Source organism: Emcibacter sp. (assembly GCF_048269205.1).
GTDB lineage: Bacteria > Pseudomonadota > Alphaproteobacteria > Sphingomonadales > Emcibacteraceae > Emcibacter.
Genome location: NZ_JBLXJC010000001.1, coordinates 1029507 through 1050912, shown reverse-complemented (window position 1 = coordinate 1050912; position 21406 = coordinate 1029507). Strand labels below are relative to the sequence as shown.

General features: G+C 53.4%; 20 protein-coding genes and 1 riboswitch. Of the genes, 13 read left to right on the top strand and 7 right to left on the bottom strand.

What is annotated here, in order from left to right; all coding sequences use genetic code 11:
- The first annotated feature begins 41 nt into the window (after positions 1 to 41).
- A riboswitch (cyclic di-GMP riboswitch) is annotated at positions 42 to 128 on the top strand.
- Between the two features lie 10 nt (positions 129 to 138).
- The 5 genes from ACN0YD_RS04860 to ACN0YD_RS04840 all read left to right on the top strand — a co-directional run bounded on the left by ACN0YD_RS04860 (position 139) and on the right by ACN0YD_RS04840 (position 4288).
- Positions 139 to 561 (top strand): flagellar basal body rod protein FlgC, encoded by a 423-nt coding sequence (locus ACN0YD_RS04860; protein WP_417317523.1) that lies wholly within the window; start codon positions 139 to 141, stop codon positions 559 to 561.
- A gap of 254 nt (positions 562 to 815) precedes the next feature.
- Positions 816 to 1931: a DUF2336 domain-containing protein gene (locus tag ACN0YD_RS04855; RefSeq protein WP_417317522.1), complete on the top strand. Its 1116-nt coding sequence runs from the start codon at positions 816 to 818 to the stop codon at positions 1929 to 1931.
- Positions 1932 to 2017: 86 nt separating this feature from the next.
- Positions 2018 to 3010 carry a GTP 3',8-cyclase MoaA gene (gene moaA, locus ACN0YD_RS04850; protein ID WP_417317521.1) on the top strand — a complete coding sequence of 331 codons (993 nt, stop codon included), beginning with the start codon at positions 2018 to 2020 and terminating at the stop codon, positions 3008 to 3010.
- Position 3011: 1 nt separating this feature from the next.
- Positions 3012 to 3785, top strand: coding sequence for an NAD kinase (locus ACN0YD_RS04845; protein ID WP_417317520.1), 774 nt, complete (start codon positions 3012 to 3014; stop codon positions 3783 to 3785).
- Between the two features lie 17 nt (positions 3786 to 3802).
- Positions 3803 to 4288 (top strand): hypothetical protein, encoded by a 486-nt coding sequence (locus tag ACN0YD_RS04840; protein WP_417317519.1) that lies wholly within the window; start codon positions 3803 to 3805, stop codon positions 4286 to 4288.
- Between the two features lie 15 nt (positions 4289 to 4303).
- On the opposite strand, the gene ACN0YD_RS04835 is transcribed toward ACN0YD_RS04840, so the two are convergent.
- Both ACN0YD_RS04835 and ACN0YD_RS04830 read right to left on the bottom strand, forming a co-directional pair.
- Positions 4304 to 5995: an ATP-binding protein gene (locus ACN0YD_RS04835; protein ID WP_417317518.1), complete on the bottom strand. Its 1692-nt coding sequence runs from the start codon at positions 5993 to 5995 to the stop codon at positions 4304 to 4306.
- Positions 5996 to 6016: 21 nt separating this feature from the next.
- A complete protein-coding gene (locus tag ACN0YD_RS04830) occupies positions 6017 to 7147 on the bottom strand; it encodes a DUF2336 domain-containing protein (protein WP_417317517.1) in 1131 nt (376 codons plus the stop codon).
- 308 nt (positions 7148 to 7455) lie between these two features.
- Between ACN0YD_RS04830 and ACN0YD_RS04825 the strand changes: the two genes are divergently transcribed.
- Together ACN0YD_RS04825 and ACN0YD_RS04820 are read left to right on the top strand one after the other, a co-directional pair.
- On the top strand, positions 7456 to 8928 hold the full coding sequence (locus ACN0YD_RS04825) for a DNA-3-methyladenine glycosylase 2 family protein (protein ID WP_417317516.1): 1473 nt from the start codon (positions 7456 to 7458) through the stop codon (positions 8926 to 8928).
- Between the two features lie 4 nt (positions 8929 to 8932).
- On the top strand, positions 8933 to 9442 hold the full coding sequence (locus ACN0YD_RS04820; protein ID WP_417317515.1) for a methylated-DNA--[protein]-cysteine S-methyltransferase: 510 nt from the start codon (positions 8933 to 8935) through the stop codon (positions 9440 to 9442).
- On the opposite strand, the gene ACN0YD_RS04815 is transcribed toward ACN0YD_RS04820, so the two are convergent.
- A complete protein-coding gene (locus ACN0YD_RS04815) occupies positions 9423 to 10307 on the bottom strand; it encodes a LysR substrate-binding domain-containing protein (protein WP_417317514.1) in 885 nt (294 codons plus the stop codon). The two genes, ACN0YD_RS04820 and ACN0YD_RS04815, sit on opposite strands and share 20 nt — an antisense overlap.
- Before the next feature lie 258 nt (positions 10308 to 10565).
- On the opposite strand from ACN0YD_RS04815, the gene ACN0YD_RS04810 reads away from it, so the two are divergent.
- From ACN0YD_RS04810 to ACN0YD_RS04785, 6 genes are all read left to right on the top strand, one after another.
- Positions 10566 to 11105, top strand: coding sequence for a peroxiredoxin (locus ACN0YD_RS04810; protein ID WP_417317513.1), 540 nt, complete (start codon positions 10566 to 10568; stop codon positions 11103 to 11105).
- 94 nt (positions 11106 to 11199) lie between these two features.
- The gene (locus ACN0YD_RS04805) at positions 11200 to 11736 is read left to right on the top strand and encodes a carboxymuconolactone decarboxylase family protein (RefSeq protein WP_417317512.1); all 537 of its coding nucleotides are present in this window, start codon (positions 11200 to 11202) and stop codon (positions 11734 to 11736) included.
- 133 nt (positions 11737 to 11869) lie between these two features.
- Positions 11870 to 12979 carry an AI-2E family transporter gene (locus ACN0YD_RS04800; protein WP_417317511.1) on the top strand — a complete coding sequence of 370 codons (1110 nt, stop codon included), beginning with the start codon at positions 11870 to 11872 and terminating at the stop codon, positions 12977 to 12979.
- A 138-nt stretch (positions 12980 to 13117) separates the two neighbouring features.
- Positions 13118 to 14026 carry a hypothetical protein gene (locus ACN0YD_RS04795; RefSeq protein ID WP_417317510.1) on the top strand — a complete coding sequence of 303 codons (909 nt, stop codon included), beginning with the start codon at positions 13118 to 13120 and terminating at the stop codon, positions 14024 to 14026.
- A gap of 112 nt (positions 14027 to 14138) precedes the next feature.
- A complete protein-coding gene (locus ACN0YD_RS04790; protein ID WP_417317509.1) occupies positions 14139 to 14612 on the top strand; it encodes a (2Fe-2S)-binding protein in 474 nt (157 codons plus the stop codon).
- Positions 14605 to 16842 carry a molybdopterin cofactor-binding domain-containing protein gene (locus tag ACN0YD_RS04785; protein ID WP_417317508.1) on the top strand — a complete coding sequence of 746 codons (2238 nt, stop codon included), beginning with the start codon at positions 14605 to 14607 and terminating at the stop codon, positions 16840 to 16842. The genes ACN0YD_RS04790 and ACN0YD_RS04785 overlap by 8 nt, the downstream gene beginning before the upstream one ends.
- Here ACN0YD_RS04785 and ACN0YD_RS04780 read toward each other — a convergent pair.
- The 4 genes from ACN0YD_RS04780 to ACN0YD_RS04765 form a co-directional block, all read right to left on the bottom strand.
- Positions 16834 to 17784, bottom strand: coding sequence for a glycerophosphodiester phosphodiesterase family protein (locus tag ACN0YD_RS04780; protein ID WP_417317507.1), 951 nt, complete (start codon positions 17782 to 17784; stop codon positions 16834 to 16836). The genes ACN0YD_RS04785 and ACN0YD_RS04780 overlap by 9 nt on opposite strands.
- Positions 17785 to 17901: 117 nt before the next feature.
- Positions 17902 to 19266, bottom strand: a complete 1365-nt coding sequence (locus tag ACN0YD_RS04775; protein ID WP_417317506.1) for a cytochrome P450 — start codon at positions 19264 to 19266, stop codon at positions 17902 to 17904.
- Positions 19267 to 19289: 23 nt separating this feature from the next.
- A complete protein-coding gene (locus tag ACN0YD_RS04770; RefSeq protein ID WP_417317505.1) occupies positions 19290 to 20774 on the bottom strand; it encodes a Dyp-type peroxidase in 1485 nt (494 codons plus the stop codon).
- A complete protein-coding gene (locus ACN0YD_RS04765) occupies positions 20775 to 21398 on the bottom strand; it encodes a hypothetical protein (protein WP_417317504.1) in 624 nt (207 codons plus the stop codon).
- Between the last annotated feature and the right edge of the window lie 8 nt (positions 21399 to 21406).

Genomic DNA, 21406 nt, shown 5'->3' with positions numbered 1-21406 from the left:
TTTAAATCCCTTGTGAGAATCTGGGTTCAGGAAACGGTTTTTCCGGACAAAGGCAAACCGGCGGCAACGCCGGGACGCAAAACCACCGGTCCCCCAGGAAAATTAAAGGGGACAGCGGAGTTACCGAGGGCACCAGTGATGATAAACGCAATAAATACAAGCCTGTCAGGGCTTCTCGCGTCCACATCGAAACTCAGTGTTGCGGCAAGCAACATTGTCAATTCCCGTACGACATCTACTCCAAAAGGTACGTTTGCTGCGGATTTAACCGCAGCTGCACTTGGCAGCAAGGCCTACACACCCCTTAAACATGGGCAGAGCAGCAACAAACACGGCGGGGTGATGAGCTATAACATCCCGGTCAACCCGGCGAGCCTCACCGCCTATTCCCCTGACGACCCCATGGCCAACGAAGAAGGCTATGTGGCCATTCCCAATGTGAACGATTTCGTTGAAGTGGGTGAAATGATCAAAGCCAGCAACGCCTACAAGGCCAACGCCAAGGTGCTGTCTACCCTTGATGAGACCATGGACGATTTCATGGACCAGTTCGGGAAATAACTATAGTCTCCCCTACGTTACAAGCGCCCTCCCCACTACTGGCCGGAAGCAAATCGGAGATATCCGTTTTTTCCTGACAACAGGAAAAAGCAGTATAAATTCTCAACCCACCCAATTGTTGTATATGCCGAAAGTTCAGGAACTTCTTGCTTATGCAAGGATTTATTTACTATTGTGACCTATGTTAACTATAAATTCCGGGGACGATTATCGGGCATCCGGGAAAATATTAATAAACTGTATTGAGTAAATACATGGCAAGTATAAACGGAAACCTGGACGGGGAGGTTTCGGGCCTGATTCAACTGGCCCATGAAAAGTCCGCTGCCGGGAGAACAGAACTTTTTCAGTCAATTGCCGACCTGCTGGAACGACGTCACCATGACCTTTCCAGTAAAGAGTTGTCGCTTATGTCTGATATTCTGGGCACCCTTTTCCATCATGTGGAAATGGAGGTTCGCAAAAAGCTTGCAGAACGTCTTGCCAATCGCACGGATACATCAGTCGAGCTCATCATTCTGCTGGCCAATGACGAAATCGAGGTGGCGCGGCCTGTCCTGATGCTCAGCAAGCTGCTTGACGACGAAAACCTGATCAAAATCATTCGCCACAAAACCATCCAGCACCAGCTCAGCATCACAGCGCGAAAACATCTGTCTGCTGATGTTTGCCGTGAGCTTGTAACCACCGGCAATGACAAGGTCGTGGTCTCCCTGCTCGCCAACCGTGATGCAAAGATCGACAATGAAACACTGGCCGGGCTTGCGGAACAGGCACGCATTCGCGAAGAAATCCAGGCACCTCTGGTCAAGCGGGAGGACCTGCCGCGCGAGGTTTGCGCCCGCATGTATCAGTGGGTGTCCGACTCCCTGAAGGAAATCATCCTGCAAACCCACTCCATATCCGAAGAGGACATCAACGAGATTTTCAGCGATGCCCTGAACGACATCCAGGATGAAGACAACCAGCGTGCCGGCAGCCTGAGTGCCGAGCAAAATCTGATCGAAAAACTGGAAAAGGCCGGCAAGCTGAGTCCCTCATTCCTGATGAAATCCCTTGGCCAGGGGCAGGTTTCCCTTTTTGAGCTGGGTTTTGCCAGACTGGCTAATATTCCCGTGGATTTCATGGCTTCCATTCTTTACGACCGCGGTGCGGAATCGCTGGCCATTGCCTGCCATGCCATTAACATTGACCGTAGCGTATTTCTCACCATTTATCGCATGACCCGGGAGGCCCGGAACATGGATACCAGGCTTGATCAGGAAGATATCGACCGGGCCTATGACAGGTTCAACAATATGGATCCGCGACGGGCCCAGCTAACCCTGCACAGCTGGGTTGAGGACGCCCGCAAATCCCCACTGTTCTGAAGTTCACCCATTCTTGAATGGATAAATCTGTTTTATGTGTTTATAAATGCATCCATAGATACAAAAAACAGCGTAATGGACTACGGATGATCGATCCTTTTGGACGGCATATTACCTATCTGCGCCTGTCGGTAACCGACCGGTGCGATTTCAGGTGCCAGTATTGCATGGCGGAAAACATGCAGTTCCTGCCCAAGTCCGATGTGCTCAGCCTCGAGGAACTGGAAATCCTCTGCACCGCCTTTATAGCCAGGGGGGTTAAGAAAATCAGGCTCACCGGCGGTGAACCGCTTGTGCGCAAGAATATCATGTCCCTTGTGAACAACCTTGGCCGCTATTTGCAGGACGGTATTCTGGACGAGCTGACACTGACGACCAATGGCAGTCAGCTGGAAAAATATGCCGATGATCTATACCGGGCCGGGATACGCAGAATCAATGTTTCACTGGATACCCTGGACGAGGCAAAATTCCGCCATATCACCCGCTGGGGTCAAATTGATAAAGTCCTCCGCGGCATCCAGGCCGCACAGGAAGTGGGCCTGTCCATCAAAATAAACATGGTCGCGCTCAAGGGGCTCAATGACGACGAAATTGATAGCATGCTGGGCTGGTGTGTCCGCAACGGCATGGATCTGACCCTGATCGAGACAATGCCGCTTGGCGAAATCGATGTGAACCGGCACGACCAATATCTTTCCCTGCAGGACGTCCGGGACGAGCTTTCGGCGAATTGGCAACTGACGGAAAGCGAATACAGGACGGGCGGACCGGCCAGATACCTTGCTGTAGGGGAAACAGGACGCAAGCTCGGCCTGATCACCCCCATGAGTCACAACTTTTGTGACAGCTGTAACCGGCTTCGCGTAACCTGCACCGGTGAACTTTACATGTGCCTGGGCCATGACGACAATATCGATCTGCGCAAGGTGTTGCGAAACCATCAGGGTGACCGGCAGGCTGTCGAGAAAGCCATTCTCGAGGCCCTAACCAGGAAGCCGGAAAGACATTATTTTACTATTGATCCGGAAAATAACCGGCCCACACTGGAACGTCACATGAGCATGACCGGGGGGTAACATGGCGGAAAACAATCTGAAACTTGCGCTGGTCAACAGCGATACGGAACATGCCGTGGAGTCTGCAAAAAAGCTCGGGGAATTCTACAATTTTGTCCCGATAGAGGAAGCAGATGTGATAGTCGCCCTGGGCGGGGACGGCTATATGCTGCATCTGATGCATGACCTTCTGCACAACGATACTCCGATTTTCGGCATGAATTGCGGCACTGTCGGCTTTCTGATGAACAGTTTCGATGTGGGAAATCTGGTGAAACGGATCAGACAGGCGGAATCCTATTGTTTTCATCCCCTCAGGATGTCAGCCGTGACCACTTCAGGCGATACCCACACAGCCCTGGCCATCAACGAGGTGTCCCTGCTCCGGGAGACCCGCCAGACTGCAAAAATCAGGATTTTCGTCGACGACAAGGAACGACTGGATGAGTTGGTCTGTGACGGCGTACTTGTCTCGACACCGGCCGGCAGCACCGCTTACAATCTGTCGGCCCACGGACCGATCATTCCGCTGGGCTCGGACGTGGTGGCCCTCACCCCTATCAGCGCCTTCCGGCCCAGAAGGTGGCGTGGCGCCCTGCTGCCCCAGAAGGCCAAAATACGTTTCCAGATCATTCATCCGGAAAAACGGCCTGTCAGCGCCGTCGCCGATATCCAGGAAGTCCGCGATGTGGCCGAGGTGACCATTGAACAGGACAAATCCATAGAAATCACATTGCTGTTCGACAAGGAACATACGCTGGAAGAACGCATTCTCGCCGAACAGTTTATCAACTGAGGGGAAGGAAGAATAAAGTGACACTGACGGGGAAGGAAAAAATCATCACACCACCCAATATTCTCTTGCAAAAAATGGGGGGAAAAATAACCGGCATAGACTGGGAGGTCATCGAACGGGCCAACCGCTCGGTGGATGGTGTCAAAAAAAACATTGCCGGGAATTTGGTTGCGGACCTGAAAAGACTGGATAAATCCCTTCAGGAATACGTGGAAAACTGTCCCGTTGAAGCCCCGGATGAAACCGGGTTGTATGATGCCGCTTTTGAAACCAAAGGCCTTGCCGGATCAGTCGGCTATGATCTTGTCGGAAAAATCTGCGCCTCCCTTTGCGACATGATGGACAAGTGCCGTCAGGATCATGAGGATTTTGTCCCCGGCCTCAACGCCCATGTGAATGCGATTCAGTTTGTCCTGTCCACCGGCAATACGAGCGAAAGCTCCCCCATTAATCGGGAGCTTCTGGCCGGACTGCAAAAAATAATTGAAAAAACGGCGGCCTAGCGGATCCCGGAAAGATCAGTCATTTTCCGCAATGGGCAGGACCACGGTAAATTCCGACCCTTCATTGACTACGCTGTAGAGTTTGATGTCACCACCCATCTGCTGGGCAAGGTGCCGGGAAATGTGCAGGCCAAGACCGGTCCCCTCTTCCTTGCGGGAATAGATGTTATCCGTTGCCTGATGGAATTTCTCGAACACAAGTTCCTGCTGATTTTCTGGAATACCGATACCTGTATCCCAGACAGTTACCGCCACATGCCCCTGATCCACTTTCTTGACCCGTACGCCGATCTCACCGTACTCTGGGGTGAATTTCACCGCGTTGCTCAGCAGATTCACAAAAATCTGGGTGGCCCGGCGTTCGTCGACATTGACGATATAGTCGCGGCTGATTTTTACATTCCCGGTGTCCAGATATTTGCTGTTGGCCCGGAGAATGGTCAGGTTAAGGGCTTTTTCAATGATCTCGGCCAACGAAGTGGGCATGATGTCCAGGGACAGTTTGCCGCTTTCCAGCACCGCCACGTCAAGAACATCATTGATCAGTTCCAGAAGATGCTTGCCCGCGTTCATGATATCGGTGCTATAGGAGACATATTGCGGATTAAGATCACCGAAAACTTCCATATTCATGGCTTCGGCAAAACCGATAATGGCGTTAAGCGGGGTACGCAGCTCGTGGCTCATGGCTGCGAGGAACTCGCTTTTTGCATTGAGGGAGGCTTCCGCCTGGGCTGACGCCATATCAAGCTGGATATTCTTGTTGGTCAGTTCTTCAAGGGTATTTTCCAGGGATTTTTGAACAGCCACGGTTTCCATACGCGCCTTGTAATTGACGGTCACATCCATACCGGCTCCGCGATACCCCATGAATGTTCCGTTCTCACTATCAAAGAGCGGTACACCGCTGAGATGAATATAGACCTGCTCATCATCCTGGTCCTGCATGACCAGCAGGTAATCCCGGAAGGGTTTGTATTTGTCCATGAAATCGTCACAGATGATTTCATCCCCGTCCAGGTCCTTCTTCAGGATACCAACCTGTTCAAATCTCTTGCCTTTCATCATAAAGGCCGGAAGACCGGTAAGCGAGGTCAGCTGTTCGGACACAAAGGTAATCCTGTAGTCCCTGTCCACTTCCCAGTACCAGTCCGAGGTTGCCCGGGCGAAATCCCGGAACCTCTGCTGCATCAAGAGTTCGTTGCGTTCCTGTTTTTTCTGATCCGTATAGTCCACATAGGTACCGCCGACCGCAATGACCTGTCCCTGATCGTCACAAATGGGGAAATGCCTTGACCTGTAGTAATGCACTTCCTTGTTCACCAGGATCTGTTCCTCGGAAACCATTGTCTGTCGGGTCAGTTGCACCTCGTTGAGGATCGCGATCAGGCTGGAAGGCAAATGCGCCTCTCCTGTTTCCTCGTCATTTGCAGAACAGTTGCTGACAAGTTCGCGGTAACCGTCATTGACGTAAATAAGATCACCATCTACGGAAGCCACATACAATGGGACAGAATCATCGATATTCATTCTGTCTACCAGGGCTCTGACCTGGGCAGGCAGCCGGGAGGACACAGACTTGATTCCAGCCCGCTTGCCCCGGCGCATCCTGTCCAGAGTCTCAAGCGGCACAATAGTCTGACTTAGTGTATTCCCCTTCAAGCCGTTATCCCTTGCCTTTACATAATATTCCGGTTTCCCGTGCATCCACTGTTATCCGTGGTTGGATTATATTGCTTCTTTCATATCCGTCAAAGCATCCTGATACCCCAGATCACGTTGCCAGTGCCGGACCGCAGCCTTTGCATTGGAGATTTTTATATCGCCATACATGCTCAGAATTGATTTCAGCAGACTAGTCGCCCGGGCCTTGCCACCGGAACGGGTCTGCATCACCAACAAAAACAACGAGGTAAATTCTTCCTTGCTCATACCGATGGACTTGGCTATCACGGCCAGGCTTTCGCCTGTCCGCTCGCGGAAAGCCCGCCAGATAATTTTTACATTCAACCCGGCAATCCTCGACAATCCCGCCACCGCCAGGTTTATTTTCTCCTGCCGCATCGCCTGCAAAATGAAAGTGGATGTCAGTTCCCCTTCTTCATCCAGTTTGCGCACCAGCTTCTGCGCCTTGTCCATTACGCCGTCTTCTTCAACGGTCTCCTGCAGGGAATGTTTGGTTGCCATCTCGATAGCGTCATCCAGCAGGGTTTCATCAATCTCGAATTCCCTGATAACACGACGGCGCAGGGCGGCGGATACCCACCAGTACATCCTGTAGGCCAGTGTCGCAGGAAGATCCTGACGGTTGAGAAGCGGTTCCTGGAAACGGTCCAGGTTTTTCGACTCCGCAACGAGATATTCGAGAGAGGCTTCGGAAATTTCGGAATTGTCGTTGTTGATCAGGGCCTCGACCACGTCCTCGTTACCATGCTCAATCAGTGCGTCGGTGACATCCGAGCTGACAAATTCCCTCACCGCAATGGCCAACCGGTGCGCATCTGTACGGTTCCGGATGACTTCGATCAGTTGCTCGTCTTTGAGAAGCTTGTTTTTCTCCAGAATGGGCCGGGCAATTTCGATCTTGTCGTTCGCAAGCATGCCCACCAGGTCGTGGGACAGGTCCATAGACTCCGCCAGCCTTCTGGCGAGTTCCTGACGTACATGCTGTTCAACGTTGAGAATAAGCTTGGAGAGAATGTCATTCATGAGCGCACGTTCGTGCTCATTCAGACGGCCGCCGGGGCTCAAGAACAAGTCAGCGATATTTTCCACAAGCTCACTGCGTGCAGATACCGACTTGTTTGCTGCGAGCCTGATCAGCTCTTCCGCTTTATACCCCTTATCAAGTGCGCCCATAATGGTTCAGCTGCCTACACTTCCTGTGTTTCATTTATCCGACTTTACCTGATCTTTTCGACCGGAATTCTTGTATCTTTTTATTTTATCGTTCAGATCGTTAATAAAGCCTAAAAATCACTGTAAAGAAAACCTAATAAATACCTGTAATTCATTGTTTTCTCACTACACTCAAGTAAAATAAAATATAAGAAATATCTGGCGTTTTAAAGTCACCAGAAAGCTTTTTCACCAGATTTACGGAATATTCCCACGATTTATGTCCGAAAATGGCGAGTTTTTTGCCTGACTTGTGCTAGTTTTTGCACATGAACCAAACATATACCCATAGCTCTCTTGACCAGAACCAGTGCTACCAGGCTTTGCTGAGTCGGGATAAAGGTTACGACGGCAAGTTCTTCACAGCCGTCATGACCACCGGCATTTTCTGTCGACCGGTTTGCCCGGCTAGAACACCAAGGAGGGAAAACTGTTTCTTCATGCCCAGTGCTGCGGCGGCACTTGCCGCCGGCTTCCGGCCCTGCCTCAGGTGTCGCCCGGAAGTATCGCCAAACCTGCCTGCCTGGCAGGGTACGGCAAGCACGGTCAGCAAGGCGCTGCGTCTGATCAACGAGGGTGCCCTGAATGACAGCTCCGTAGAAGATCTGGCTGAACGGGTCGGACTGGGCGGACGGCATCTGCGCCGGCTGTTTGAAAAGCACCTGGGCGCTTCGCCAAAAGAAATCGCCGCCACTCGCCGACTGCTGTTTGCCAAACAGCTGATCACGGAGACCTCTCTACCGCTAACGGAAGTGGCGCTGGCCGCCGGATATCAGAGCCTGCGCAGGTTCAATGATGCCTTTCTGAAATGTTACAAGCGCCCTCCCCGCGATATACGCCGGGCCAGCAAACCCGACAGCGTCCGCGAAGAGGGGCTTCAACTTATCCTGAAATATACACCGCCTTACAACTGGTCGTGGGTTCGAAACTATTTCAAAGGCAGGGCGTTGAAGAATATCGAGCGGATCTCGGATAACGGCTATGAGAGAAGTTTCGAATTCAACGGACGCGGCGGCTATTTCATCATAGAGCATCTGCCCGACCAATCTGCTTTCAAAACAAAAATAGTCTATCCGGATATAACAGCACTGGGCACCATCGTCAGCCGGATCAGACAGATGCTTGATCTGGACTGCAACATCCAGAGCATCAATGACTGCTTGGGAAAAGATGAAAGATTATCCGGCCCGGTCAACAACACTCCCGGCATCAGGATACCGGGTTGCTGGGACCCCTTTGAACTGGCTATCAGGGCAATTCTCGGCCAGCAGGTCAGCGTGGAAGGCGGAACCACCCTGACCTCCAGGCTGGCCCGGAAACTGGGGCGGCCGCTGGCGGGCGGGCCTGCCGGATTACCCCTGCTGTTTCCGCGCGCTGAAGATATTGCCGGGGCGGACCTTTCGGATATCGGCATTCCCGGAAGCCGTCAGGAAGCCCTCAGAAATTTTGCCGCCATGATTGTGGAAAATCCGGATTTTCTGCACAGGCCCAGCCCACTTGACGACCTGATCCAGGGCCTGTGCGCCCTGAAAGGGATCGGCCCCTGGACCGCCAACTATATTGCCATGCGCGGCCTCAGGGAACCGGACGCCTTTCCCGTTACGGATCTGGGTCTGATCAAGGCTCTAGGCCTGCAACAAAATAGCAAAGCCCACCCGGAAATGCTCAGGATTGCCGAAAACTGGCGTCCCTTCCGGGCCTACGCCACCATGTATCTCTGGTCTTCACTTTCGCAGGATTAATAAAATGACGACACTGACCATCGACCATATCGACAGCCCCGTGGGTCTTATCCTTGCTGTCTCCCATGGGAATAAACTCTGCGCCCTCGACTATGAGGGATATGAGGAACGGATGCACCGGCTGCTGAACAAGAGGTTTGGCCCCTGTACGCTGGATCAAAAGACAAACGCACAGCTCAGGGAAAAACTGGACGACTATTTTGCCGGTCGTTTTAGTAGTCTTGACGACATCGAGGTTGAGCTGGGCGGCACACCGTTCCAGCAGAAAACCTGGCAGGCTCTGCGCACCATTCCCGCCGGCGAGACCTGGTCTTACGGACAACTGGCCCGGGTTCTAGGCAATGAGAAAGCGATGCGGGCCGTGGGTACGGCCAACGGACAAAATCCCGTCGCCATTGTGGTGCCCTGTCACCGGGTCATCGGCAGCAACGGCACCCTCACCGGCTATGCCGGCGGCCTTGAAAGAAAGAAAAACCTGCTGGAGCTGGAAGGGGTCAGTCTGACCGGGAAATAACGCGGCGCACATGATCCGAGATTTCCATGAGCAGTTTTTTCCGTACCGAACTCTTTCTGAAATAGAGCGCGATAGTCCGGCTTGGCGCATCACTGGCAAAGGGACGATAGACCACCCCTTCCTGTTCACGTACGGCGAACTCGGGCATCAAAGTCATACCCACATTCGCCGCCACCATCTGACGCAGGGTCTCCAGACTGGTGGCCCGAAACTCGGTATTCTCCCGCGCCCCCACAAGGGTACAAACCTCCAGCGCCTGTGTCCTGAGACAATGCCCCTCTTCCAGGAGGAGCAGGCTTTCATGACGGATGTCATCAAACGAGACTGTTTTTCGGCGGGCGAGATCGTGCCCGGCCGGCAGCGCGAGCAGAAACTTTTCAGTAAACAACACTTCATGGTCCAACTGGTCTTCCTCCACCGGTACCGCCAGCATTGCCGCCTCGATGTCTCCAGCCTTGATTTTTTCGACAAGGACTTCGGTCTTTTCTTCCACCAGATAGAAAGCCAGCTGCGGATAATGATGATGCAGGGCCGGTATAATTTTTGGCAACAGATAGGGGGCCAGGGTAGGAAAAGCGCCGAGCAGGATTTTTCCCGCATAGGGGTCCCGGTAGCCATCGGCGATCTCGCGGATATTTTCCGCCTCCTGTAAGATCATTCGGGCCCGGGCGACAATCTCCCGACCGGCATCGGTAATCATGACCGTCTTGTTGGTGCGTTCGAAAAGAGCCACCCCCAGAAATTCCTCAAGCTTCCTGATCTGCATGCTGAGCGCCGGCTGACTGACGAAACTCGCCTCTGCCGCCCGGCCAAAATGACCGTGATCTGCCACCGCCACAAGATATTCCATATCCCGTAAATTCATGTCATTTTTCCATAAATTTTTCTTATCATTACAGTAAAAACAATCGATTGTACATATGATAATGAAAATCATATCTTCAGTTCATCAGCAGCAAACAAGGAGAACGCAGATGCCGGACAACAGACTTGAAGATATCGACGGTTACCGGCTGTTTTGCTTCCTCCTGTCCCTGGATGCAAATGCCGACAACCGGAAAAGAGCCCGGTGCCTTTGTGAAAATATTTGAATTATATCAGTTACCTAACAAGGAGAATTTAAATGATCAGTGTAGGTCAAAAACTTCCCGAATTTAAAGTGCAGGCCACTGTTTCCAATGACGTGAACAGCGCCTTTACGGAAATTACAGACAAGACATATGCCGGTAAATGGCAGGTGCTCTTCTTCTGGCCGAAAGACTTCACCTTTGTCTGCCCGACGGAAATTGCAGCTTTCGGTGAAATGGATGAAGACTTCCAGGATCGCGACGCCCAGATCCTCGGTGCAAGTATCGACAGTGAATTTGTGCACCTGGCCTGGCGTCAGAACAAGGAGGAACTGAATGACCTCCCCTTCCCGATGCTGGCGGACGTGAAACGTGAGTTGTCAGAAGCTCTTGGCATTATCGACCCGGAAGCAGGTGTCGCCCAGCGCGCCGTATTCATCATCGACCCGGACGGGATCATCCGTTTCGTCATGGTCACCGACATGAATGTAGGCCGCAACCCGAAGGAAGTACTCCGGGTACTGGATGCCCTGCAGACGGACGAACTGTGTCCCTGTAACTGGCAGCAGGGTGAAGAAACCATCACTGTGGAATAATACCCCCTCCCACAGTGGGCGGAGACCTCCTCCCCCGGTCTCCGCCGCTTCTTCTCCCGGACATCAGGGATCAAGATTTTGAAAGGAAGTAATTATGTCAGTACAAAATATCAAATCCCGCATGCCTGACTATGCCAAGGACACCAAACTCAATCTGTCCAGTGTCCTGTCAGAAGAAGGCGCGGAAGGCCTGAACCAGAACCAGATCTACGGCATTGCCCTGGCCAGCGCCTATGCTACAAAAAACCAGGCCGTGATCGAGGCCCTGACCATAGAAGTGGAAGGCAAAATCACGCCCGAAGAAATCAATGCCGCCAAGGCTGCTGCGACCATCATGGGTATGAATAATATCTACTACCGCTTTACCCATATGATCCGCGACAAGGATTATCTGGGCATGCCCGCCAAGCTGCGCATGAATGTAATCGGTCGTCCGGGGATCGAAAAAGTTGATTTCGAGCTTTACTCCCTGGCGGTGAGCGCCGTTAACGGCTGTGGCATGTGTATCGAAGCCCATGTGAACGAAGTCACCAAGGCCGGTATTTCCAAGGTGGGTGTCCAGTCCACAGTCCGGATTGCCGCCGTGATCAATGCGGCCGCCCAGGCCGTGGTCATAGAAGATTACAGCTAACCTTCACCAATTCTCCCTTGAAGCGATAAGCAGACTACCCTGCCGGAAATCCGGCAGGGTTTTTTTATGCTTTGCATGAAACGGTTAAAAACATAGACTGGGAAAGTTGTGAAATCCACCCGGGGGCATCCACGTGACAGACGATCTAAAGGAACCGGAGCAGGCTGAAACGCTTTCTCATCTTCAGCGTAAAAGATTTATCATTGCCCTGATGATCCTGTTCACCGGTGTTTTTCTCTGGGTCATCCAAGGCTATATCATCACCATCATCATGGCGACAATTTTCGCCGCCCTGCTGCAACCCGCCTATGACACACTATTGGAAAAACTTGGACCGGAACGCCGCGGGCTTACTGCTGGCCTCATTCTCTTCCTGGTGATGATCGGGGTCGGCATTCCGGTGATCGGGCTTTTGTCGCTCGCTGCGGCGGAGGGACTGAAAATCTCGCAGGCGGCTGTCGGCTGGATTAATATGCAGGTCAGCCAGAATGGCTCGGTACATGGCCTTCTGCCGGACTGGTTCCCCTTTGCCGAAGAACTTTCCGCCTATAAGTCCACGATCTTTTCGAAATTGGCGGAATGGGCCGGCACCGCCAGCGGGTTCGTCATCAGAATCCTTTCCGCGGCGACACAAGGCACAGCCCAGATGCTGGTCGACCTGTTCATCCTGATCTACGCCATGTTCTTTTTCCTGATCTGGGGGCATGGCACCATGGAGGCAATTTACAAATATCTGCCGCTTGGCGCAAAAGACCGCCAGTTGATCCGCCAGAAGGGCCTGTTCATGTCCCGCGCCATGATTAAAAGTATTCTGATCATAGGTTCCATACAGGGCGTTCTGCTGGGTCTCGCCTTCTGGGTTTGCGGCATCGACGCCCCGGTATTCTGGGGGCTGATCGTGGTTTTGATTTCCGCCATTCCCGGCATCGGCGCCGGTATCATCTGGATTCCCGCGGCTGTCTTTCTTGTGGCCAACGGACAGTATGGTCTGGCGGCCGGACTCACATTCTGGGGCATCCTTATTGTCGGCATGGTGGACAATATCCTCAGGCCCAGGCTGGTGGAACGGGACACAAAAATGCCTGATCTCCTGGTACTGGTAAGTACATTGGGCGGCCTGACCGCTTTCGGTGCGGCCGGGATCATTCTGGGACCGGTTCTGGCCGCGGTGATGATCACCGTCCTGGAAATTTACAGGGACGCCTTCAAGGATATTCTTCCCGATCCCCAGGAAGACCGCTGACCCCTCCGCCCACCCGGGCCGGCAATCTGATGCCATGAATTTTCTTTTGATGAGCGTCATGCAATCGTCATAAAATTGTAAAATATTCCATGCTAATAAATGCCGTTCATACCCATGATATCTAGCCGGGATCCGAAGATGCGTAACATTTCATTTGTCCTCAGTCTGATTTCTCTTTCAGCGTTGGCCGTTTTCGCCCAGGCAGAAGAAGACGCCACACTGAAAACACGTGCGGAAGAATTTCTGAAAGCCTGTGAGGCGGCAAGCCCGGAACACCGGAATTTCATCAACTGCAGTTGCGGCAGGGATTATGTGCTCGACTATCCGAGCCGGCTTGTTGCCGCACGGGAAAAGAAATCCGGCGAATTCCGGGACAGGGCGGAAAGATATAAAGTCAAAATGATCAAGGAAAACGGCGAAGAGATCATGGAGGATGTTGCCCCCTATTGTCCGCTTCTTTCCCGGGTCAAGGCGAAAGAAGACCTGTCAGAAGAAGAAAAGCAACAGTTTATTACCCTGCATGGTTCCCTGAAAAAAAGCACCGGCGCTGCAGCCAGCGCCTACTGCGGCAGCATGGCCCGGGCAGAGAGGGAACTGAAGCTTCCGGACCCGCCGCTGCCCAAACTGCAGTTTTTCTGGCGCAACGCCACCCTGCATAAACCCTGCAAGAATATTGGCGAATATGAAGCGCACCTGCTGAAGGATATCCCGCCGAAGCCAGAAAACACTTCGCTGGAACAAACTGAAATTCCCATAAAGTTCACCAGGGTCATGAGAAGCTATAACGGACATCAGACCCTGAACCTGACCTATGTGGCCACCACGGACCTGGATGCCGCCGCCATCGAGAAACACAGGGATAAGGTATTTCTGAGAAGTCCCGGCAGAGCAATCCGCGGTAATTTCCGTTATGACTGGGAAAACAAAACCGTTATTCGATCAATGGAAATTGAAATGCAGCAGCACATCGAAAAAGCCCTGCAGCAACATGCCCCCGGCCATCATATATATGATCTGAAGCTGAAAGACGTGGTCTGGAGCGACTAGGCCTTCATTTTCTGCGACCAACCGGTTGTTTTTTGCGACAAGCCCTCCTGATCCCCTGACTGACAAGTGATATCATTTGAATCTGATATATCTGTCGGCGGGAGGACAGAAAATGCTCAAGCTTACCATCAATGGCAAGACTGTAACGTTTGACGGCGACGGCGATATGCCGTTGCTCTGGTTTCTCAGGGAACATTTTGGCGCATTGGGCGTGAAGTTCGGCTGCGGCATCGGGGAATGCGGGGCCTGTACGGTTCATGTGAAGGGAAAGGCGCTCCGTTCCTGCAGCCTGCCCATGAGTTCTCTCAGTGACGGCAGCCACATCACCACCATTGAAGGCCTTGCAGAAAAGAACGGTCTTCACCCCGTTCAACAGGCCTGGATCGAACTGGATGTACCCCAGTGCGGCTATTGCCAGGCAGGCCAGATCATGGCGGTCAGCAGTTTTCTGGAAGACCACCCCAATCCTTCGGATCGGGAAATCGATGAAAATATCACAAACATTTGCCGTTGTGGTGCCTACACCCGCATTCGCAAGGCCATTCACCGGGCCGCCGAACTGATGAGGGAGAAAGCCGATGCCTGATTCTCTCACCGTCACCCGGCGCCAGATGCTCGGCTATACTGCGGCCGCCGGATCACTGGTGGTCATGGTTCCTTTTGTCCGCCCTGCCAGGGCCGAGGCCGCAGACCGGCATAATGAGCTTCTGCAGGCCATCATCCATATCAGGCCGGACAATTCGATCCTGATTGAACATCCCGCGCCGGAAATGGGCCAGGGTACAGGCACCGCCGAACCCATGTTGATTGCCGAAGACCTTGATGCCGATTGGAGCAAGGTCGAGGTCAAAATCATGGATCTCATGCTTAAAAAAGATAGCGAAGGCCAGATGGCCTGGAAGTTTTTCCCCCAGGGCGCGGGTGGATCTACCAGCATTTCCCGGGGTTTCGAACCTCTGCGCAAAGCCGGCGCCACCGCCCGGGAGCTTCTGTTGCGGGCCGCAGCGCGGCGCTGGAATGTAAAGCAGGACAGCCTGCGGACAGAAAAGTCATATGTCATCGCCGCCGACAACCGCCGCCTGAGTTACGGGGACCTGGCCGAAGACGCCGCCTCGGTGCTGCTTCCGGAAGATTTCGAGCCTGTACTGAAAAAGTCCGGGGACTGGAAAATTGTCGGCCACGCCAAGCCCCACAAATCGGCATACGACATTGTCACCGGCAAACCGCTCTATTCCATCGATGTCACCTATCCCGGTGTCAAGATTGCCTGCATGGCCCGTTGCCCTTATCTGGACGGCGAAGTCATTTCCTATGACGACAGCGAAACCCTGAAAGTTCCCGGTGTAATCAAGGTTGTGCACCTGCCCCGCCCGGATACGGATAAATATTATACCTATCTTGCCGCCGGTATGGCGGTAATTGCCGAGACTTTCTGGGCGGCAAAAAAAGGCTGCGATCTCCTTGATATAAAGTGGGATAAAGGCCCCTACTCCACCGAATCCACTGAAAGCCTGGATAGGCATTGTGCCGACCTGCTGGAAACGACCGGTCAGATTGTCCGTCATGACGGTAATTTCCCCGAGGCCCTGAAAAAAGCGGACAAGGTGATCAAAAAGCGCTACCGCCTGCCCTATGTCTCTCACGCCCAGCTGGAACCGCAAAATGCCATCGCCCATGTAGAGGAGGATCGTTGCACCCTGATCGGACCGTTTCAGTTCCCCTCCGGCGCCTCCCGCATGGCCAACAGCCTGACCGGTATCGACCGCATGAATATCGAGGTAAAAGTGCCGCGTCTCGGCGGCGGGTTCGGCCGTCGTCTGACCGCAGACCATGCTGCAGAAGCGGTCGCCATCTCCAGGGCAGCCGGCCTACCGGTCAAGATCATATGGACCAGGGAGGACGACCTTTCTCATGATTTTTACCGTCCCGGCGGGCACCATGAAATGATTGCCGGTTTTGACAAAACGGGAAAGCTGATCGCCTGGGCGCATCGGCTGGCAAGTCCGTCCAAATATTATCGCCGTCCGGTGCCCGAAGACAAATGGTGGGAATCCGATCTCTATGTCGATGATTTCCCGGCAGGCCTTGTCGACAATCTGCAGCTTGAATTTTTCTCTGCCAAATCAGGCATGCCGCGAGGCAGTTGGCGGGCCCCTGCCCATACTGCCAATGCCTTTGTGGTCAACAGTTTCCTGGACGAGGTTGCGGAAGAACTCAACGAGGACCCCCTGGACCTGCATCTGAGGCTCCTGGGGCCCGCGCAAGAACTTCCTTACGGCCAGCACGGCGGTCCTGTCTTTGATACGGGACGACTGGCGAATGTGTTGCGCACCGTTGCCGACAAGGCGGGCTGGGGTCGCAAGATGCCGAAAGGCCGGGCGCTGGGTCTGGCCGGCCATTTCACTTTCGGTGGTTATGTGGCACAGATTGCCGATGTGGAGCTTCTGCCGAAAGGTGAATTCAAGGTCCATAAGGTCTGGGCCGCCGTGGATATCGGCATAGTGATCAATCCAAACGGCGTGATCGCCCAGGCGGAAGGCGGTATCAATGACGGCCTGTCCATGGTCCGTCAGCAGGAAATCAGGGTTGAGGACGGCCAGGTGGTAACCGATAATTTCGACAGCTATCACATGATGAGAATCGCCGACAGCGTGCCGGAGACAGACATCACCGTCATCAAAAGCGACAAGCCTCCATCAGGCATGGGTGAAATGGCCCTGCCGCCCCTGTCCGCAGCCGTGGGCAACGCCATACGGGCTGCCGGCGGACCGCGGCTGAGGCATCATCCTTTTATCGGCTCAAGTTATTCAGTCTAGCTTGTCCCGTGCAGAAAGAGCGGTATCGGAAAAGTCGCTGAACAGGCCATCGATGCCCATGCGGAAATAGTGCTCATATTCCTCTTCGGGGCTTTTGAACTGATCCGGCAACTGATCGTTACGAAAAGTATAGGGATGGACCATCAGGCCCAGTCCATGGGCCTTTTTCACCAGTCCGTTGTCCCTGCCTCCCTCATCCAGAAGCATGAATTTCAGCGGCCCTATACCGTCAGCGAAAGTGGCTACATAATCCAGGTCATAGTTAGGGACCATGACCTTCATTTCATCGGGCCAGAGCAACATGATCAGTTTCATGTCCGTTTTTCGGTTCAGCCTTTCGAGGATTTCCGGCTCAAAACTCTGGATGAAGATTTTGTCTTCCCGGCTGTCATAGCCATATTGGTTGAGCATGGCGAGCAGCGGTTCTTCAAAATCAAGACCGATGGATTTGAAATATCCGGGCGCCTTGGTTTCCGGATAGATGCCCACCGTTTTTCCCGTCTCCTGCTTCACTTTTTTCACTAGGCTCAGGATTTCCTCGAAAGTGGGGATTTCAAACTTGCCGTCATACTCATTCGGCCGGCTGTCCCAGACCTGCCGGGCCCGGAGAGTTTTGATCTCCGCCAGGGTAAAGTCCTCCACAAACCATTCCTCACCTTCATGCCGGTCAGGGCCGGTGCGACTGTCTTCACGTTTCCGGTTGGCAAATTCGGGATGGTCGGCAACATCAGTGGTGGTGCCCAGATAACGGTCATGGCGCGCCACCATGACCCCGTCCTTTGTCATCACAAGATCAGGTTCAATATAGTCAGCCCCCATCTCTATGGCGAGGCTGTAGGACGCCAGGGTATGTTCCGGCCGATACCCGCTTGCCCCCCGATGGGCAATGATGACAGGCTTTTCACCGGTCAGGGTCGGTTCGATGTCAGCGGCATGTGACATAACAGGGACACTCCAGAAAACAGACAGAAAGAAACCTACATATTTTAGCACAGTACTGATCCTCCTTGATGCATATTTCCATCTTATGGAGACGGAAAATGACACCTCTGTGAAGGATCAGCCCCATTCAATATGGAAATGCCAGGGGAACGGTCCGTGGCCGGTCTGGATATGGCCTGCCTGCCCGGGAGCGCGGCGCAGGTTTTCCTGTTTCAGCAGGGGCTTGAGAAAGGCGGGCATAGCCGCGTGAGAAATATATTCCCCGAAGCAGCGATGAAGCCCCAGTCCCCAGAGAATATAGTCCTCCGGCGATCGGCTAACGTCAAACTGCTGGGGGGCGTGCACCGCCCAGGGATCGAACATGGCCGACAGGTTGGCCGCAAAAACAAAGGTCCCCCGGGGGATTTTCCGCTGCCTGAGCGTGCCTTCCGCCAGTACATAATCCCGCGCGGCAATGCGAAAGATCACCGGGTTCATGGGATTGAAACGGAAGGCTTCGATCACATATTTCAGCAGCAGGTCGTCATCATCCGCCAGAGCCGCCACCTGCGCCCCGGCCAAGGCCTCTGGCTTGTCCAGAAACACCTCCAGGACCTTTGCCGTGGCATTGGGAATAGTCGGCACCATAGCCGTCAGCATGCCGAGAAAATTATCCCGGATGTTGTGATCGCTCATGGCCGGCATGCCTGCCTCCTGCAGTTTCAGGCATCTGCCGAGTACGTCGTCTTTTGCGGGTGCGGATTTGCGCGCGGCAATCAGCTGATCAAGATAATCCCGCATTTCTGACGCTGCCTGCACGGCAGGCTGCTTGACTTCGGAGGCCTCGGAAAAATCAAAGAAGATATAACGGAACATGGCATGGGTCCAATCAATCATCTTTTCCGGTGAAGGGCCCGGCGCGCCGAAATATTCCCCCACCAGAGACGCCATAACCGGCAGGGTCAATTGCTGCGGCAGGTCCATATGCCCTCCCGCCCCGGCCACGATCCGGTCGGCTTCTCCGGCAATAAAGGGCGTGATGATCCGCGGGATATCATCCCGATTGGCCACCAGGCGAAGGTCGCTAACATTATTGGTGTATTGCGGCGTATCCTGCATGCCGAGGAAAAAATTCCCACCATCGGTCAAAACCGCCATCTTGGGCGCATAGGCAGTTTGAAACACCCCGTCTTCATTGACCACTTCCCGCACATCCTCTGCCGCCGTGACCACCGCCGTACCGGTGTTTTCATAGGCCGTGATCAGCCTTTTCCGGATCACAATTGTCGGGAAAAAGGCCCTGAGCACCATCATGCCGGCATGCTGAACACCGACGGAAGAGACCTTTTCCCCGAAAGTCCCCTTGCCAAATATGAGTTCCTTGATCAACCAGAGCAGGTTCCACAGGCCGTAGAACCAGACATAGATCGCCTTTAAGATATTCCTGACCACGTTATACAGGCAGGACAAAACAGATATTACGGGAGCGATGACAAATTCCATAAATTCCTCCTGCCTTTTATTGTTTATATCGTGGAAATGGCGTTGTTACTGATCATCCTCAGCGCTGTCAGGCTGGGGATGAAGAAATAATCCCCGCCGCGGACTTCCACAAAGCGCGGAATATCGGCACAGATAAAGGGCGGGCGGTCACCATCGGGATCATTCTGAATAACCGCCTGTGTGGTACCGTCGTTGTCCCCCACCAGAATATCCTTGTCATTGCCCTGGATAAAATCATTGCCGTAATTCATCCATTGTTGCTGGACGAACTCGAACTGGCGTTCAATGCTGGCGTTGAGCGACATGAAAATAATACCGTGTTCCCCGTCATCATTCCCCAGTTTGTCAAAGGGCGTAGATTTGCCATAGGGCAAGCCACGGCGCAGAATACGTCGCCGGTTGGTCAACTGCCCCTGGAAACCGAGTGCATCACGGGGATTGGCCCGCCGGACATGGCCGCCGACCGGGCAACGAGCGCCTTCTGTGTCGTTCTTATAATCGAAATCGTTGTTTTTCATGGGATCGTTGAGGATTTCCGGATTCTCGCCAAAAGGCGAGAGCTCTATGGGAGTTCCATCCAGCCAGCGTCCCGCCATCTTGGCCGCGAGCACTTCCCAGCCCTTCACTTCACGGCCATCCGCGTGGCGGTATTTCGACATATCCAGGGTTTTCTCGTATTTTTTTCCCTGGTCTACCAGATACTTGCGGAAAGTCGCCACATTCTGATGCAATTTCCGATAAGCCATAAAAGTGCCATTGCGGCTCAGAAGATGCGGCACCGGCGCCAGCGGCAATTCCTGGGCCTCGTCAGGATATCCCAGAACAAATTCCCCCGCAGCAAGAGGTACCCAGCGGCCATCAGGTAGCTGTTTCCCCCGGCCCGGTATCTGCATCGGTTTCAGATCCATGCCGGAAAAAGCCGGATTGCCGATACCGTCCGTAAAGCCGAAATGCTCCTTGGCGCAGGGATGTCCGTCATAAAACAGGACGTTTCCATCCTGTTCGCCAAGCCACTCCACACCGCCGCTGGCCTCCCACAGGTGTTTCAGGGCTTCATAATGATCATGCAGATATTTCTTTTCCGCCTCGGTAATTTCCGAAAGCTCCTTCAGGGGGGTCACGGTGCGGGCATTGATCGACAGCAGTATATGAACATCGCCTTTCCAGCAGTCATCCCATTTATCCGGCGCACTTGATCCGGTATCCCCCAGAATGTCGGCCCGGGCCTTCATGCCTTCCTGGTAAGCCACCGGGAATGTGCGAATACTGCTCTGGGGCACCCCCAGCGCCTCCAATCCCTTGCAGGTAAAGGAAATATTCGTTGTTGCCTCCGGCTTTTCCCCGTCTTCCCATAGCTCACCAGAGGTGATATGCGGCAAAACCCTTTGCAGAAAATCCCGCCCTCCGGCGGCATCCGTCACCCGAAGCAGAATATATCTGGACAGGGGGAACTTGTAGGCAAGGACCACGTTTCCCTGAATGTCGGTCAGTTCAAGAATATGAGACATTCACTCCCCCTGTCTGGAAAATCTATAGTCTATGGTACCCGCATCAGGTGTAGGCGCCTGACGATAAGCCGCCATAAACTCCTGAAATTTTTTCTGCAGTTCAGCGGCGGGCACCCCCTGGTTCCGGGCGGCAAAACTGCTGAACTCCCGTTGCAACATGAGAGCCCGCAAAACCTCTTCCACTGACATATCGTTGACGGCGGCAAAAAAGAATGTGGTCTTGAGCTGACACCTGATCATATAGCGCTTCCATTCATCGCGCCCCTTTTCCAGTCCGGGAAAGGCCACACAATACTGCCATATCTGCTCTATCTCCGAAGACATATGAAGGAACATGTCATCAAGATAGCATTCAAGATCACCGTCAAAATTGCTGTTAAACCACAGATACTGGGACTTCAGGTGATCTTCCTTCGCCGTTGCCCCCTGGAAATACACATTGTCAATAACCGACAGTCGCGCGAAATGCGTTGAACGCACCCGTGTAAACGGTGACGCCGTACCCCTTGGCATGCTGCCGATATATTCGCGCAGCAACTGTTCCGGCGCCGGGTTATGAAGCTGCCAGCTCTTGATAGGACACAGGATCGTCAAACCGTAAGTATTTCCGCTTATGTTCGGCATCGCCCTCT

Bases quoted from the DNA above. Each gene is read 5' to 3' on its own strand.
- ACN0YD_RS04785 (WP_417317508.1), top strand. From the start codon at position 14,605: ATGCCTGATTCTCTCACCGTCACCCGGCGCCAGATGCTCGGCTATACT.
- ACN0YD_RS04775 (WP_417317506.1), bottom strand. From the start codon at position 19,266: ATGGAATTTGTCATCGCTCCCGTAATATCTGTTTTGTCCTGCCTGTAT.
- ACN0YD_RS04845 (WP_417317520.1), top strand. From the start codon at position 3,012: ATGGCGGAAAACAATCTGAAACTTGCGCTGGTCAACAGCGATACGGAA.
- ACN0YD_RS04770 (WP_417317505.1), bottom strand. From the start codon at position 20,774: ATGTCTCATATTCTTGAACTGACCGACATTCAGGGAAACGTGGTCCTT.
- ACN0YD_RS04810 (WP_417317513.1), top strand. From the start codon at position 10,566: ATGATCAGTGTAGGTCAAAAACTTCCCGAATTTAAAGTGCAGGCCACT.
- ACN0YD_RS04820 (WP_417317515.1), top strand. From the start codon at position 8,933: ATGACGACACTGACCATCGACCATATCGACAGCCCCGTGGGTCTTATC.
- ACN0YD_RS04790 (WP_417317509.1), top strand. From the start codon at position 14,139: ATGCTCAAGCTTACCATCAATGGCAAGACTGTAACGTTTGACGGCGAC.
- ACN0YD_RS04765 (WP_417317504.1), bottom strand. From the start codon at position 21,398: ATGCCGAACATAAGCGGAAATACTTACGGTTTGACGATCCTGTGTCCT.
- moaA (WP_417317521.1), top strand. From the start codon at position 2,018: ATGATCGATCCTTTTGGACGGCATATTACCTATCTGCGCCTGTCGGTA.
- ACN0YD_RS04805 (WP_417317512.1), top strand. From the start codon at position 11,200: ATGTCAGTACAAAATATCAAATCCCGCATGCCTGACTATGCCAAGGAC.
- ACN0YD_RS04780 (WP_417317507.1), bottom strand. From the start codon at position 17,784: ATGTCACATGCCGCTGACATCGAACCGACCCTGACCGGTGAAAAGCCT.
- ACN0YD_RS04815 (WP_417317514.1), bottom strand. From the start codon at position 10,307: ATGAATTTACGGGATATGGAATATCTTGTGGCGGTGGCAGATCACGGT.
- ACN0YD_RS04855 (WP_417317522.1), top strand. From the start codon at position 816: ATGGCAAGTATAAACGGAAACCTGGACGGGGAGGTTTCGGGCCTGATT.
- ACN0YD_RS04835 (WP_417317518.1), bottom strand. From the start codon at position 5,995: ATGCACGGGAAACCGGAATATTATGTAAAGGCAAGGGATAACGGCTTG.
- ACN0YD_RS04825 (WP_417317516.1), top strand. From the start codon at position 7,456: ATGAACCAAACATATACCCATAGCTCTCTTGACCAGAACCAGTGCTAC.
- ACN0YD_RS04860 (WP_417317523.1), top strand. From the start codon at position 139: ATGATAAACGCAATAAATACAAGCCTGTCAGGGCTTCTCGCGTCCACA.
- ACN0YD_RS04795 (WP_417317510.1), top strand. From the start codon at position 13,118: ATGCGTAACATTTCATTTGTCCTCAGTCTGATTTCTCTTTCAGCGTTG.
- ACN0YD_RS04830 (WP_417317517.1), bottom strand. From the start codon at position 7,147: ATGGGCGCACTTGATAAGGGGTATAAAGCGGAAGAGCTGATCAGGCTC.